The organism is Fictibacillus enclensis, assembly GCF_001457035.1.
Classification (GTDB): Bacteria; Bacillota; Bacilli; order Bacillales; family Fictibacillaceae; genus Fictibacillus_C; species Fictibacillus_C enclensis.
Window position 1 is genome coordinate 87,593 of the sequence record NZ_KQ758621.1, and the last position, 14,183, is coordinate 101,775.

The 14,183-nt window shown below is 45.4% G+C and carries 14 protein-coding genes and 1 pseudogene; 3 read left to right on the forward strand and 12 right to left on the reverse strand.

Features of this window, described 5'->3' with window-relative positions; all coding sequences use genetic code 11:
* Positions 1–123 precede the first annotated feature (123 nt).
* The 10 genes and pseudogenes from AS030_RS20505 to AS030_RS20545 form a co-directional block, all read right to left on the reverse strand.
* The gene (locus AS030_RS20505; protein WP_061975213.1) at positions 124–1,137 is read right to left on the reverse strand and encodes a zinc-binding alcohol dehydrogenase family protein; all 1,014 of its coding nucleotides are present in this window, start codon (positions 1,135–1,137) and stop codon (positions 124–126) included.
* A 24-nt stretch (positions 1,138–1,161) separates the two neighbouring features.
* Positions 1,162–2,655 (reverse strand): UxaA family hydrolase, encoded by a 1,494-nt coding sequence (locus AS030_RS24430; RefSeq protein ID WP_061975215.1) that lies wholly within the window; start codon positions 2,653–2,655, stop codon positions 1,162–1,164.
* A gap of 12 nt (positions 2,656–2,667) precedes the next feature.
* Positions 2,668–4,134, reverse strand: coding sequence for a tagaturonate reductase (locus AS030_RS24435; protein ID WP_074440628.1), 1,467 nt, complete (start codon positions 4,132–4,134; stop codon positions 2,668–2,670).
* Between the two features lie 325 nt (positions 4,135–4,459).
* Positions 4,460–5,473, reverse strand: a complete 1,014-nt coding sequence (locus tag AS030_RS20520) for a LacI family DNA-binding transcriptional regulator (RefSeq protein WP_061975217.1) — start codon at positions 5,471–5,473, stop codon at positions 4,460–4,462.
* A gap of 176 nt (positions 5,474–5,649) precedes the next feature.
* Positions 5,650–7,071: a glucuronate isomerase gene (gene uxaC, locus AS030_RS20525; protein ID WP_061975219.1), complete on the reverse strand. Its 1,422-nt coding sequence runs from the start codon at positions 7,069–7,071 to the stop codon at positions 5,650–5,652.
* Positions 7,072–7,361: 290 nt separating this feature from the next.
* Positions 7,362–7,616: pseudogene (locus AS030_RS24440) on the reverse strand (5-deoxy-glucuronate isomerase); the annotation flags it as partial.
* Between the two features lie 65 nt (positions 7,617–7,681).
* Positions 7,682–7,774 (reverse strand): putative holin-like toxin, encoded by a 93-nt coding sequence (locus tag AS030_RS24445; protein ID WP_240482436.1) that lies wholly within the window; start codon positions 7,772–7,774, stop codon positions 7,682–7,684.
* Positions 7,775–7,885: 111 nt separating this feature from the next.
* Positions 7,886–9,025, reverse strand: coding sequence for a 2-keto-3-deoxygluconate permease (locus tag AS030_RS20535; protein WP_061975223.1), 1,140 nt, complete (start codon positions 9,023–9,025; stop codon positions 7,886–7,888).
* Positions 9,026–9,080: 55 nt separating this feature from the next.
* Positions 9,081–10,247: a UxaA family hydrolase gene (locus tag AS030_RS20540; protein ID WP_061975225.1), complete on the reverse strand. Its 1,167-nt coding sequence runs from the start codon at positions 10,245–10,247 to the stop codon at positions 9,081–9,083.
* Complete coding sequence (locus tag AS030_RS20545) at positions 10,219–10,545, reverse strand: UxaA family hydrolase (RefSeq protein WP_338082343.1); 327 nt, start codon at positions 10,543–10,545, stop codon at positions 10,219–10,221. Before AS030_RS20545 ends, AS030_RS20540 begins: the two co-directional genes overlap by 29 nt.
* A 253-nt stretch (positions 10,546–10,798) precedes the next feature.
* On the opposite strand from AS030_RS20545, the gene AS030_RS20550 reads away from it, so the two are divergent.
* Positions 10,799–11,455, forward strand: a complete 657-nt coding sequence (locus tag AS030_RS20550) for a GntR family transcriptional regulator (protein ID WP_061975229.1) — start codon at positions 10,799–10,801, stop codon at positions 11,453–11,455.
* 233 nt (positions 11,456–11,688) lie between these two features.
* Here AS030_RS20550 and AS030_RS20555 read toward each other — a convergent pair whose 3' ends face one another.
* Entirely contained in the window at positions 11,689–12,075 is a 387-nt protein-coding gene (locus AS030_RS20555) for a hotdog fold thioesterase (RefSeq protein WP_420889664.1), read from the reverse strand.
* Positions 12,076–12,387: 312 nt separating this feature from the next.
* Here AS030_RS20555 and AS030_RS23825 point away from each other — a divergent pair, with 312 nt between their 5' ends.
* Positions 12,388–12,558: a type 2 periplasmic-binding domain-containing protein gene (locus tag AS030_RS23825; RefSeq protein WP_156412599.1), complete on the forward strand. Its 171-nt coding sequence runs from the start codon at positions 12,388–12,390 to the stop codon at positions 12,556–12,558.
* Between the two features lie 67 nt (positions 12,559–12,625).
* On the opposite strand, the gene AS030_RS20565 is transcribed toward AS030_RS23825, so the two are convergent.
* On the reverse strand, positions 12,626–13,315 hold the full coding sequence (locus tag AS030_RS20565) for a hypothetical protein (RefSeq protein ID WP_061975235.1): 690 nt from the start codon (positions 13,313–13,315) through the stop codon (positions 12,626–12,628).
* 173 nt (positions 13,316–13,488) lie between these two features.
* On the opposite strand from AS030_RS20565, the gene AS030_RS20570 reads away from it, so the two are divergent.
* Positions 13,489–14,058, forward strand: a complete 570-nt coding sequence (locus AS030_RS20570; protein ID WP_061975237.1) for a biotin transporter BioY — start codon at positions 13,489–13,491, stop codon at positions 14,056–14,058.
* Positions 14,059–14,183: the final 125 nt, after the last annotated feature.

Consider the following 14,183-nt stretch of genomic DNA (forward strand, 5'->3'; position numbering starts at 1 on the left):
GTTTCATAGACAACTGAACTAAATCGGTTTGGTAAATCGGTTTGGTAAACCGGTTTAGTAACATCGTAAATGAAAACCCTTACAAAAGCAAGACAAAAAATTATAAAATTTTAAAAAATCTGTTTAAAATTCGACAATGGCTTTAATGACTTTGGATTCCGGCTTGAGCCAGCCATCAAAATCTGAGATCATTTCATCCAGGCTTGAGCGGTGGGTAATGTATGGCTTTAGATCAACTTCCCCGCTTTTTACTGTATTCAGCACCTTATCAAAATCTTCCCGTGTGGCATTCCGGCTGCCCATCAGGGTCAGTTCCTTTTTATGAAAATCAGGATCTGAGAACGTTAGGTCACTCTTAACTAACCCTACATATACAAGGGTTCCGCCATGCGCCGCATAATCAAACGCACCCATCATGGAACGTGCGTTGCCTGTTGCATCGAGAACAACGGTCGGAAGTTCGCCGTTTGTCAACTCCATCAGTTTTTCGATCGGCTGATCTGCTGCATTTACAATCCCATCAACATCGGCCCACTTTTGGCAAAAGTTTAACCGCTCGGCATCTAGATCCATGGCAAAAACCCGGGCACCTTCCGCTTTGGCAAACGCCATAACGCCAAGACCGATTGGCCCTGCCCCGATTACGAGTACATTCTCACCTTCTCTCAACCGGGAGCGTCTTACCGCATGCGCGCCAATGCTTAAAGGCTCGATCATGGCTGCCTCATCCAGGCTTAGGCCCTCCGTTTTGATCAGATGATCGACTGGAACAGCCATCCATTCTCTCATTCCGCCATCCGCATGGACACCAAGCACCTTCATATCTGTGCAGCAGTTGGTTTTTCCGTTTCTGCAGGCCACACATGTTCCGCATTCCAGATAAGGAATAATGCTTACCTGATCGCCCTCCTTATAGCCAAATGGATTGGCGCCTATGGATTCAATGACACCGGATAGCTCATGTCCAAGAATGCGGGGATAGGTAAAATACGGCTGGTTCCCGCTGAATGCGTGCAGATCCGTGCCGCAGATGCCAACCCGGCGAATCCTTATCAATGCCTCTCCTTCCATGGGCACAGGTTTTTCCACCTCAATTTGTTTAAATGCATTTGGTTCTTCGCAAATGATTCCCTTCATATCTAACCCACTCCTTTCTTTTGCTTACAGTGTTACACCTGACTTAAAGATGGAAATTTCTCTGAAGTCATTCTTTTCGTTATTTACTTGTTCACCGCTTGCCACTTTGATGACATAGTGAAGAAAATCCTTTGTCACTTCTTCGCTCGAAACATCGTCGTCAAGCAGCGTTCCGGCGTTGTAATCAATCCAGTGAGGCTTTGTTTCAAACAATTGAGTATTGGTTGAAATCTTCATGGTTGGGACAAATGTCCCAAACGGCGTTCCACGACCTGTTGTGAAAAGAACCATATGACATCCCGCGGCAGCCAAAGCGGTCGAAGCAATCAGGTCATTGCCCGGTGCACTCAGCAAGTTTAATCCATTGCTCTTTAATACTTCTGCATATTTCAGCACATCTACAACGGTAGAAGTACCCGCTTTTTGGGTGCATCCAAGCGACTTGTCCTCCAATGTCGTGATGCCGCCTGCCTTATTGCCTGGAGATGGATTCTCGTAGACCGGCTGATCATGTTGAAGAAAATAGTTTTTAAAATCATTTACCAGATGCTCGATTTTGTGGAAGACTTCTTCGTTCTGCGCCCGTTCCATCAAAAGTTTTTCTGCACCGAACATTTCCGGCACCTCGGTTAAAACGGTCGTACCTCCCTGAGAAACCAGATAGTCTGAAAACCTTCCAAGAAGCGGATTGGCTGTAATGCCGGAAAAGCCGTCCGATCCACCGCACTTCAAGCCGATCTTCAATTCTGAAACCGGAACCTCTTCGCGCCGGTCTCCCTCTGCTGCCGCATGGATTTCTTTGACTAGGTCCACCCCAGCTTCAATTTCATCGGAAACTTCCTGTGACACCAAAAATTTGATGCGGTTTTCGTTGATTGGTCCAAGTGCTTCTTTAAAGGCGGGCAGTTCATTGTTTTCGCAGCCAAGGCCAAGCACAAGGATTCCGCCGGCATTTGGATGGTTCACCGCGTCAATTAGAATCTGCCTTGTATTTTCATGGTCGTCCCCAAGCTGGGAGCAGCCGTAGCTGTGCTTCAATACAAGCACGTTATCAAAAGGCGCGATGTCCCCGACTTCCTTTTCAAACCGTTTGATGATTTTTTCCGCAATGCCGTTGACGCATCCTACGGTCGGAACAATCCAAAGCTCATTCCGGATACCCACTTTGCCATTTTCCCGGCGGTATCCTTCAAACGTCAGATTTTCTTCTGTATAAGCGAGCTGCGCTTTTTTCGGATGGTACTCATACTCCTCAGTACCAGACAGGTTGGTTTTCGTGTTGTGGGTATGCACCCACTCTCCCGCTTTCACAGACTCGGTCACATGGCCGATAGGATAACCATATTTGACCACATCGCTGTTAGCAGGAAGATCGGTAATCGCCACCTTATGGCCCCTGCCCACATCGCTCTTTAACACCACTTCTTGTCCTCCTGTAGAGAGCACCTCTCCCTCTTTCAAATCGCGGAGAGCCAAAATGACATTATCGTTTTCATGGATTTGCAAATAGTCCTTCATGATACCGCTCCTTTATTTGGTGAAGGCAGCATTGACTTCGAGAACTGCAGCCTTAATCCCTTTATCTTCAAAGACTTTCAAATGCTCGGCGACCGCTGTGGTCAGCCCGGAAATGGACGAAAGATCTCTTCCCCACCACTGCTCTTTGGAAAGGATGTCCTGAACGAAAGCAGTCAGCTGCAATTCTTTGCTGTCGACTTTCTGCCAAAGCTCCTTAAACTCTTCTATAATTTCAGAACTGTCATCCAGCGGAATGTCTTCCTCTCCTCTTTTTCCTTTATAGAAGTACAGGAGAGCGCTGAGCGAGAAAGTGAGGCGTTGGGGAAGCTTCTGTTTCTTTTCCACGTAATCCACCAGGGTAGGCACATTCCGCGCATTGAATTTCGAAATGGCATTAAGTGCAAGTGAGCTTAAAAAGTGGTGAATGTACGGATTTCTAAAGCGCTCCAGAACATCCTGGGCATAAGCTTTCATCTCTTCCTCGCTGTACTTCATCGCCGGGATCATTTCTTCTGCAATCATCTCTTTAATGAATGCTCCGGTCACTTCATCATTCACCGACTGTGACACCGTATCCAATCCGTACAAATAGCACACAGGAAGCATGGCTGTATGGGCACCGTTTAAAATTCGCACCTTGCGTTCACGATAGGCGGTAAGGTCATCCACGATAAAGCTGTTCAAGCCTGCTTTTTCAAATGGAAGCTCATTCTTCAGCCACTCTGGCCCCTCAATCACAAAAAGATAATATTGCTCTGATACCACCATCAGTTCATCACGGTATCCCAGTTCTGCTTCTTTTTCATCGCCTGAGTCCTTTGGATAACCCGGTACAATCCGGTCTACAAGGCTCGAACAAAAGGTGTTGGCCTCGTGGAGCCATTCCACAAACCCTTGTTCCAGGTTCCAATGCTCGGCATACTGCAGTACGACTTTTTTCAGCTCCGGTCCATTGTTCTCGATCAATTCGCACGGAATCATTACACAGCCCTTGGAAGAATCCCCGCTGAACGCCTGAAACCGGTGATAAAGAAAAGCGGTCAATTTCGCCGGAAAACCCTCCTGAGGACGATCTTCTAATCTAGCATTCTCGTTAAACCGGATGCCGGCTTCCGTTGTGTTGGAGATAACAAACCGCAGCTCTTCGCTTTCAGCCAGCTGCAGATATTGATCATAATCTTGATCCAGGTTGATGCCGCGGCTGATGGAATCTACTACGAGGTGTTCATTGACTTCCTGTCCCTCTTTGGTTCCTTGAAGATAAAGGGTAAAAAGGCCGTCCTGATGATTCAGGCGCTCAATTTTCCCTGAACCTCTCGGCTGGACAACGACAACGCTGCCATTAAAGCCTGCTTTTTCGTTCATCTCCTGAATCTGCCAATCTGCAAACGCTCTCAAAAAGTTGCCTTCTCCAAATTGCAGCACCTTTTCGGGATAACGGTTTGTAACCCCGGCCATGGTTCGATTTAATGTTTCCAATCCAACCCCTCCTATTGTCTTTTTGCACACGTGAACAATGCATTTGAAAAAAAGGCCCGTTTTGGTTTAAACGGGTTCTAATACTTGAGAAAAACTTCTGTAAAGAATCTTCATTGATACATTGATTGTAGTGCAAGGTGCGAGACTCCTCGAAAATAAATATGACATTTTCTTCGTGCGATGTATCGCTTTCGAAGCGTTCCTTGTCCTGCAGGAAATACGGGACAGGTGAGACTAGGTAGGCGTTTACGCCGGTCACAGGCTCACCGCCCGCCCTGCGGAAAGCGAGCATCCTGGAACGGAAATCAACCTCTTCCAGAAACTTTTATCCCCTTGCATCCTCTTTCAGATCCTTTACAGAGTCCCTGACGATCAGTGATGTGTTTTCGAACAGCTTGACACCTTGCCCAGGGACCTGGCTGATGGTGGCCAATAGACGCTTTGCCCCTTCGATGCTGATTTTTTCAACCGGACGTTTTACGGTAGTGAGCCTTGGTGTTGTGTATTGGGCGAAGCCGATATCATCGAAGCCGACGATGGACATATCATCAGGAACCTTCAGACCTCTGGCAAATACCGCATTCATCGCCCCGATGGCCATGTCATCATTGGAACAGAACACTGCCGTTGGAGGACGGTCCAGGTTCAGCAATTGATTCATCGCGTTGTACCCGCTCTGCATATCGTAATGGCCCTCCACCTGATACTCCTTATGAATCAAAAGCTCATTTTCAATGAGGGCGGCCATATACCCTTCCTTGCGCGCCTGTGCCGATTTGAACCCTCTTTTCCCCTCAATTAGAGCAATGTCTTTGTGTCCATTGGTAATTAAATGTTCAACTGCCTGCCGGGCTCCCACCTGGTCATTGGAGAGCAAGTTGATCAGGCCTTGTTCCTGTATCTCCCGGTTCAAGACAATAAGAGGAATCCTTTTCTGCATAACATGATAGATGAAGGTGTTGTCGGCCTCACTCTGGCTCATTAAAATGATGCCGTCAAACCTCATATTATTAATGGAAGAAAAGTCATCGTAATCATCGATTCCCCGCACGAACAGATTGAATTCCTGCCCGATCACACTGTTTACCCCTTTGATGGTATCCGCCAGGAAGATCGGTGATGTTCCGTTTGTGATGCTTGTGAAAAAAAGGCCGATTGTATGCGACTTCTGCATCACAAGGTTCTTGGCATTGTAGTTGGGTGTATAGTTGAGCTGGGAAGCGATTTCAAGAATCCTCCGCTTGGTCGGTTCCTTAATGTAAGGACTATTATTAAGCGCTCTTGACACCGTTGTATGAGAAACATTCGCCAGTTTAGCAATATCTTTTATCGTTACCATACTTGTTTCATCCTTTTGCCATAGTCCTTAATCTGCAATCTTTGTTTATAGTTTAACACTCAGGCTCCCTCAGCTAAACCTGCATGTACCCCGTTTTCAAAAAACTTTAACTTCCTTGGTGAAGTTCACTTAGTATATTGTTGGCCCTCTATGCTGAGCAGGGAATCTTTTTTTGCTTATACGTTTACTTCACTCGCTTGAAACTGAAAATAGTCCTTCGCGTTGTTGTAGGAAATGCCCTGGACAATGCTGCCGAGCAATTCGATATCCTCCGGCACTTCCCCGTCTTCCACCCATTCACCGATCAGATTACAGACAATTCTTCTGAAGTATTCATGGCGTGTATACGATAGAAAACTTCTGGAATCAGTAAGCATTCCTATAAATCGGCTAAACAAGCCCACGTTGGACAGCGCTTTCATCTGTGCAAGCATTCCGTCCTTCGTATCATTGAACCACCACGCGGTTCCATGCTGAATCTTCCCTGGTGTTACACCATCCTGGAAACTATTAATCATGCTTGCGATCACATAGTTATCATTCGGATTTAAGGAATAAAGAATCGTTTTTGGCAGCTTGTTGTTCGCATCAAGCGAGTCAAGCAGCTGAACAAGTGGCTTTGCGATTCCTTCATCGTTCATTGAATCATAACCGGTATCCGGTCCAATGGTTTTAAACATTCTGCTGTTATTATTACGCAAGGCGTTAATATGGAATTGCATGGCCCAGTCCAGCTCTGCATACAATTCTCCCAAAAAGCGGAGCGTATACGATTTATATTTGGTTTCGTCCTGACGGGATACAGTACCTCCAGAAAGACGGTTTGCAAAAATCTGCGCGACTACCTCTTTGCTTGCTTTTTCAAAGCCCATGGAATCGATGGCGTGATCTGAAACACGTCCGCCTAAAGAGTGGAAGAAACGGACTCTGGATTCAAGGGCTTCAAGAAAATCATCGAAATTCTCAATGCTGCGTTCAGCAGCTTCTGCAAGCTTTTCCACCCATGGAAGATACGTATCTCTATTTATCTCTAAGCCTTTGTCCGGACGGAACCCTGGCAGGACACTTACTGGAAAGTCGGCTTCATCTTTCAAAAGTGCGTGATACTCAAGTGAATCTGTCGGGTCATCGGTTGTGCAAATTACTTTTACATTGGATTTCACGATCAAGTCTCTTGCTCCAAATGATCCGCTGCTCAGCAGCTCATTTGTTTTCTCCCAAATTTGCGGCGCACTTTTTTCATTTAGAATGTCATAGATTCCAAAAAAGCGCTGAAGCTCAAGGTGTGTCCAGTTGTAAAGCGGGTTTCCGATCGCCATTGGAACGGTTTTGGACCAAGCCAGAAATTTCTCGTAATCTGGTGCATCTCCGGTTACGTATTCTTCCGAGATGCCGTTTTCTCTCATGACGCGCCACTTGTAATGGTCACCTGAGAGCCAGGCTTCGGTGATATTTTTAAAGGTTTTGTTTTCATAGATTTCCTTCGGACTTAAATGACAGTGATAGTCGATAATTGGCATTTCACGTGCATAATCGTGGTACAAAGTAACTGCGATATCATTCTTGAGCAAAAAATTCTCATCCATAAACTTTGCCATTCTTCCACCGACTTTCTTAATTTTCTAAAATGTTAACGCTAACAATACAGAGTTCTGAAAAACGGCTTTCCCGATGAGAATTCATCACAAAAAAACCGCTTTCAAAAATGTTCATATGTTCACGTTAACAATTTTTCTTGTTGTTAATTGTACAACTTCACTTTTCCAAACACAATACCTTTTTAGAAATTTTATGACGCCTTGCCTTTAACCAGCGCCGAGCAAGTTTGCCTGAAAACAAGAACCGGTCGTTCAATAATGCCAAACAGAGACAGCGCGATCGCGTAATTGGCGAACACGACTTGTTCATTTTTCATAACGATATGGCGGGTCTCATTCGGTTCGCCCCTGAAGTGGAAGACGCGTGCCTTTTCGTCAAGATCAAAATACAGATACACTCCCATTCGGCGATCGTGCACATGCGCAGGCATCGTGTTCCACATGTTATTTGGCTCAAGCAAAGTCATTCCCATCATAAGCTGGCAGCTTTGGATACCGTTTTCGTGGATGTACTTGTAGATGGTACGCTTATTGGATTCGCTGTCGGCATCAATAAAAAAAGGCCCGCTTTTCGGGCCCTTTTCGGTACGGATCATTTTCTGGGTCTGGATCAGGAGTTTTTGTCGTGATTGTGAAAGTCGAGAACAGCGATTACAAACATTCCAAAGCTGAGCATTAACGAGATGACTTCAAATGTGTTCATCAGCATCGTCCTCCTTTACCTTCATTGTCCCCGGGGCCAAACTTGTCCTATACGCGAAATTAGAAAATTTTTATTAAAAAGAAAAAAGGCCCTGAACAGGCCTTTTTTGAATCAGGAAACCGGTACATCTCCTGCTGCAATTTCTTTTTCCCCATTTCTGTCACCGATTTTACCATAAAACTCTACTTTGCCATTGATTCCTCTTTTCGTTTGATAATTGTTTACTAAAATCACGGCAACTGGGCAAAGCAGGGCTGTTGTGATCGTGGATATCGATATTTGGGCAGTTGCGACAGCCACGAGGTCCTGATATACCTGTGCTTGGGATGCGGTCATCAAACCTGATCCGCTGGCCACTGTTGCAGCTGCAGCGATAGCAGCAGGTGTAGCTGCGGCATTACCAGCTGTGGAGGCTTCCGCCCAAGGAGCAATTTTGCTTTTTTCCCGGAACAGCTTGAATACAAGCGCCCCCATTCCACCAGTAAAAATGATCGTCATTAAGGCCAATACTAGGCCGGCACCTACCACTTCGGGGTTAAAGAAGTTGGATAAATTCATGCCTGTTCCCAGAGCAAAGGCGAAAAACGGAATAACCAGATATTCACCTGCTGCCAAAAACGAACGAATCTCTTTGTCCAGGTTTCCCAGAAGCATACCAATTAAAATCGGCAACAGCACGGCAATAAAAGCTATGAACGGGAAATTCGCCCCCATCATTCCCAGCGCCATCAGTGTGAAAAAAGGACCATCATTCAAGGATAGAACGGCAGTCGCTCCTACATCCGACCGGTTGCCATATTGTCCGGTGAGGGCAGCAAACATTCCACCATTACCATTGGTCATAGCCGCGATAATGGCCATGGTGGATAAGCCCAAAAAGCCGTGCACCGGATCTGATAGTAAGCCCCAAAGCACTCCGATAATAACGCCTGTTGCATATTTTGAGGAGGTCAACAGTACTCCTTTTTTCAGTGCCCTGCCACCAACCCTTAAATTCATCTGACTTCCGGCACAAAACAGAAACAGAGCACACAGAGTGAGTGCACCATCTTTAAAAAGTGCCTGGGAAAAGCCACCGATTCGTAAAAGCTCATAATTCCCATCTTCTGTCGCAGCTACACCAATATCTTTTAGGAAGTTCATGATGAAAGGGATATGCAATTGATCGATTGTGTTAATTAAAGCACCGGCGAGTAAAGGAATGACCATAAGTCCACCAGGGACTTTTTCAATCGATTGTTTAATATTCATAGCTTTACCTCCTCATTTCTCTTCCGATTATCAGTAAACGCTTACAAACGGTTATTTAAAATGTGGGGCCAATCCGCCAAATGCCAAAATCATGCTGTTTCAGAATTTCTGACTTAGTTAGTTTCCCATTGGCTGTTCGTTCAATTTCGTTAAGAATACGCTCGCCAACCGACTCGAGATTTTCCGTACCCTCGATAATTGTTCCAGCATTCACATCCATGTTTTCTCTCATTTTTTCAAACATGGACGTATTGGTTGCGATTTTAATAACTGGAGCGATGGGTGAACCCGTTGGTGTTCCTCGCCCGCTTGTAAATAAAACAATTTGAGCACCGCCCGCTACCATTCCAGTTAACTGTTCAATGTCATGGCCTGGCGTATCCATCCAAACTAGCCCTTTCTCAGAAGGACGTTCGGCATAGTCGATTAGCTCCTGTAGTGGCCGTGTACCTGCTTTCGCTGCAGCTCCCAATGACTTTTCCTCCAGCGTAGTCAACCCGCCTTTCCGGTTACCAGGACTCGGATTTCCAGTTCGGATGTCGACACCCATGTGTATCGCACGGCTCTCCATTGCTTCAATGACCTGGTATACCTTTTGCGCCACCCGGTCATTTACCGCACGATCTGCCAACAGATGCTCTGCGCCAATCAATTCTGTTGTTTCTGCCAAAATGGCTGTGCCACCCCGGTCGACAACCCTATCACTCACATAGCCTACAGCAGGATTGGCAGATAGACCAGAGCAGGCATCCGAACCTCCACATTCTGTAGCAACGATTAACTCACTCATGTCAAATGGTTCCTTTACCAGCGCAGAGGCATCCTGTACCATTTGTGCCGCAATCTTTGACGCTTCAGCCGTTGCAGCAAGAGTCCCACCATGATCCTGAATGGACACAAGTTCAACCGGCTTTCCGCACTTGGCAATTTCATCAGCGACACTTTTTCCCTGGTGGGTTTCACAACCAAGTCCCATCACGATAACACCATACACATTCGGATTGGTCCCCATTCCCACATAAGTGCGGAAGGTTTGGTCATAATCGACTCCCACCTGAGCACAGCCATGCTGATGGATAAACGATACTGTGCCTTGCACGAGTTCGGTCACATTTTTAGCTGCTTGCGTGGCACACACAATCGTTGGCAAAATCAACACATGATTCCGGATTCCAACTCTCCCGTCCGGACGCCTATATCCCCAAAGCAGATTCTGTTCCATGGGTTATATCTCCCCTTCCTCTTTTTCCATCGACATTATGAATATGAACGTGTTCGCCCGCCTCAATGGTTTTTACGGCTACACCAATGACTTCGCCGTATTTGACCACATCGCTCCCCTCTGGAATGCAGACGACGGCAAACTTGTGCCCAAATTCGATGGTGTCTTTCACTGTTACTTCCATTATTTGCTGATTACACCTCACACTTACCAAGCTGTTGACGGGAATGTCTGTCAGGGCGGTAGAGACATTGTCATTGGGCTGCATCATGACATTTCGAAAATATGTGCTCATCATTAACCTCCTTTGTAAACGCTTTCCTTTTGGTGCGAAAAATTAATTTAAGCGTTAAAGTCAGTCTAGTTGTATGTAATAAAAAGTAATGACAGATTATAGATCGTATAATAATATATCATTATACGATCTATCCTAATACACGATATGTAATTGCGCAATATATTTTTAGAAAATTTTGATAAAATTAAATAGAGTACTAGGGCCTTTTATCTGTCATCAACGATTTAACCCTAAAGTGTCAGGAGGAAATGTTATGGTTATGCAATTGGAGAAACAATCGGTCGTAAGCCAAATACGTGAATACATTAAAGGTGAAATTCTGGATCAACGATTAAAACCTGGTGAAAAGGTAACAATCAATCAAATTGCAGGAGAATTAAGCTGCAGCATTGTTCCGGTTCGTGAGGCATTATCCAGTCTCTATGCTGAAGGTCTGGTGGACTTCACTCCATACCGGGGATATATTGTGACTCCTCTTCTTGATCAAAAAGCCTTTAAACAATTGTACGAAACACGAAAAATCCTTGAATTAAATGCAATGGAATTAGCAGTGGAACACATTACAGAGGATGCTATCCTTCAATTGGAAAGCATTTTAGAAGAAAGCCAGATTACCATTCCCGATCTGCCTGTTTACACACAATTTCGTCCGTTTATTGATGCAGATGAAAAGTTTCATATTTATTTATTTGAAATAGCGGGTAACCCTTATCTTTTGCAAGCCTGGAAGGGATTAAATATTCATCTTCATAATTGCCGTCTATACCATCCAAAAGGGCAGGTTGATGTTAAAGAAGGAACAGAAGAACACCGTCAAATTATTGCTGCGTTAAAAAACAGGGATGTGGAGCAAGTTCTGCAGGCTATGCAAAAACATTTAGAAGGTTCATACAGCCGGCTGGCGTTATAGTGGACTGTAAAAAACAAGAGGACAGGCTCCTCTTGTTTTTTTGTGGAGTGAATTCGACAAAGTTGCCCGGAAATTCGCCAAAGGAGCCCGCAAACTCATGAAACTTGCCCGGAAAAGCCAGAAAGTTACCCGCAAATCTCTCAAGCCTGCCTGCACCCAAAAAACTCGCCCGAATCCCGAGCTGCCACCTTCTTCCTAAAAGCACAAAAAAAGGCCCTCAACAGGCCTTTTTCTTACTTCTTTTTCATAATAGCCATAGTGCAGCGGGACACGCACACTAATTTCCTGGCTTCATCAGTAATTTTAATGTCCCAGACCATAGAGGTCCTGCCCTTATGTAGCGGTGTTGCGGTAGCTGTTACGAGTCCATCCTTTTTGCCGCGGAGGTGGTTGGCGTTGATCTCCATTCCGACGGCCATCTCGGTGTTTTCATCAATAAAATGATAGGTTCCCATGCTCGCGATGGTTTCTGCCAACGCTACGGATGCTCCGCCATGCAGCAGTCCAAACGGCTGGTGTGTCGCCGAATGGACCGGCATGGTCGCGACCGCCTTCTCATCGGAAAGTTCAACAATCTCGATGCCTAGAGCACCAAGCATCGTGTCTTTCAAATCTTTCATTTCCACTTCACTCATCCCCTCTCTGTTCCCATACCATCAGCATACCTCTCAGAAGCAAGAAAAGGAAGAAATCGCTTTCAATATAGCTAGTTTTTTAACAGAGGGGTCTCTAATTTCTTGATCCAATCCTTTGGGCACTCACATTAAAGATCTGTCGGGGCATTCTCTTTTTTTGCTGCAGGAGAAGTACCTGACCCGCCAGTATATCGACGGCTATTTCAAAAGCCTTGGCCTTCAGATCAAACCGGCCGTTGAACTGTCGGACATGCATTCGCTTCTTCATATGACCATATTGAACAGGGCATCACCATTTTGCCCAAGTCCTATTTGAACACCGTTGACACCCGGAAAACACGCCAAATCCCCATCATTCCTTCCATTCCGCTGAAAGAAGTTGGAATCGTATACCGGAAACAAAAATTCATGAGTTCCACCATTAAAGAATTCATAGAACACATGCTGCAAAGCTATCAATCGGTATAAAAAAAACGGCCACTCTGCCAAAAATACACAGAGTGGCTGTTTCCTTTCCATTCAATTAAACAATTGTTTAACGGTTCTTCCCTGCTTCCACTGCTTTCTCCAGGGTTTCAATCGGGCTATTTTTCGTTGACTTGATCTCATAAACCACGTTTCCTTTTTGCCACCGAACGGTCGTCACTCCGGAGTCTTTAAATCCATTAACTATCACAATCCCTTTATCTTTTGGGGCCGGCAGATAGTGAGTTTCCAAATAGGCAACCATCTTCTTGGAAAACCCTAACCCATCGACATTTTTATCTATTGCATATTGGGGATCGGATGGATAATTCACCTGGATCAGCCAGCGCCCTTCATTCCATGAAAGATATTGATGACCCGCCGCCCCCTCAGCAAAAGCTTTAATATCATGCCCCAGATCCACATTCGTCTGCTCCATTTTTTCGTAGCCCTTTATCGCTTCTGCAGCTTCCTCGTTGGTTTTATAGGTTGTTTTGTTAACATCCTGGTCATGGACATCGCGTGATGAAGGTTTATCGTTGTTGTCCTCAGTGCTGTTATTTGCTTCGGCTGAAGGATCATTATCGCTTGAGGAGTCTCTTTCTTGATTCGCTTTGGAATCATTTGTTGCACCTTTCTCTTCCTTTGTAGACTGCGGCTTGCCGGAGGAGTTATCTTTGGATGCCGTATTTCCGAAATTGCACCCGGCTAGCATGAATACGGTCAATAGTATGGCTGCTGCCAAAAAACGAAACTTCATTTGATGAACCCACCCTTGTAAGGATTTGTATATTTTGTCTTCCCCTCCTTATGAAGGCAAAACATAAAAGAACTTATGAGGGCATATAGAAAAAAATAACTTATCAATTCACATTTCTAATGTTAACCTTTAATTATATAAAGTTTACATTAATAAAGAAAGGAAGACATGCTATGGACCAATCCACACGTTTGCGCACGACCATCATCTGCGCCTTGTTTGTGGCGATGACAGCGATTTTGGCGCAAATTGAAATCCCGCTTCCCCTTGTGCCCATCAGTGGACAGACGCTTGCTGTCGGAATCACCGCTACCATTTTGGGTAGCCGTTTTGGTGCACTGACCATGATCGGCTATATGGCCGTTGGGGCTGCAGGAGTACCTGTTTTTGCCGAAGCAAAAAGCGGCTTAAGCGTCATTATCGGACCAACCGGAGGCTACATCATCGGATTTATCTTTGCCGCATTCATTACAGGCCTCCTCCTTGAAAAAACGTCTTTTACTCTTACAAACGCCATGATGGCCAACACTGCCGGAATGGTAATCACGCTTTTATTCGGTGTCATCCAGCTCAAATTTGTGGTCGACCTCAGTTGGACCAAGGCATTGGCGGCTGGGGCTTATCCGTTTATCGTAGTCGGGCTGATCAAAGCGTTCCTCGCCAGCTGGATCGGCATTACCGTTCGTTCCCGGTTGGAAAAAGCACGGCTGCTGCCGAACGGCCGAGTGAAGAAAGCTGTGTAATAGACAAAGAAAAACCGGGAAGGGCAATCTCCTCCCGGTTTTTGGCTTGTAGTTAAGCTTTTCTAATTCCTTAAGAAAACCTGCGATAGCTATTACAATACCAATGATACCTCCTAAATTCTGCA

What these genes read in the sequence shown, in the direction of transcription:
- uxaC (WP_061975219.1), bottom strand. Translation starts at nt 7,071, where the DNA reads ATGGCAAAGTTTATGGATGAGAATTTTTTGCTCAAGAATGATATCGCA.
- AS030_RS20520 (WP_061975217.1), bottom strand. Translation starts at nt 5,473, where the DNA reads ATGGTAACGATAAAAGATATTGCTAAACTGGCGAATGTTTCTCATACA.
- AS030_RS24430 (WP_061975215.1), bottom strand. Translation starts at nt 2,655, where the DNA reads ATGAAGGACTATTTGCAAATCCATGAAAACGATAATGTCATTTTGGCT.
- AS030_RS20565 (WP_061975235.1), bottom strand. Translation starts at nt 13,315, where the DNA reads ATGAAGTTTCGTTTTTTGGCAGCAGCCATACTATTGACCGTATTCATG.
- AS030_RS20535 (WP_061975223.1), bottom strand. Translation starts at nt 9,025, where the DNA reads ATGAATATTAAACAATCGATTGAAAAAGTCCCTGGTGGACTTATGGTC.
- AS030_RS24445 (WP_240482436.1), bottom strand. Translation starts at nt 7,774, where the DNA reads ATGAACACATTTGAAGTCATCTCGTTAATGCTCAGCTTTGGAATGTTT.
- AS030_RS20505 (WP_061975213.1), bottom strand. Translation starts at nt 1,137, where the DNA reads ATGAAGGGAATCATTTGCGAAGAACCAAATGCATTTAAACAAATTGAG.
- AS030_RS20540 (WP_061975225.1), bottom strand. Translation starts at nt 10,247, where the DNA reads ATGGAACAGAATCTGCTTTGGGGATATAGGCGTCCGGACGGGAGAGTT.
- AS030_RS20550 (WP_061975229.1), top strand. Translation starts at nt 10,799, where the DNA reads ATGGTTATGCAATTGGAGAAACAATCGGTCGTAAGCCAAATACGTGAA.
- AS030_RS20545 (WP_338082343.1), bottom strand. Translation starts at nt 10,545, where the DNA reads ATGATGAGCACATATTTTCGAAATGTCATGATGCAGCCCAATGACAAT.
- AS030_RS20555 (WP_420889664.1), bottom strand. Translation starts at nt 12,075, where the DNA reads ATGAAAGATTTGAAAGACACGATGCTTGGTGCTCTAGGCATCGAGATT.
- AS030_RS20570 (WP_061975237.1), top strand. Translation starts at nt 13,489, where the DNA reads ATGGACCAATCCACACGTTTGCGCACGACCATCATCTGCGCCTTGTTT.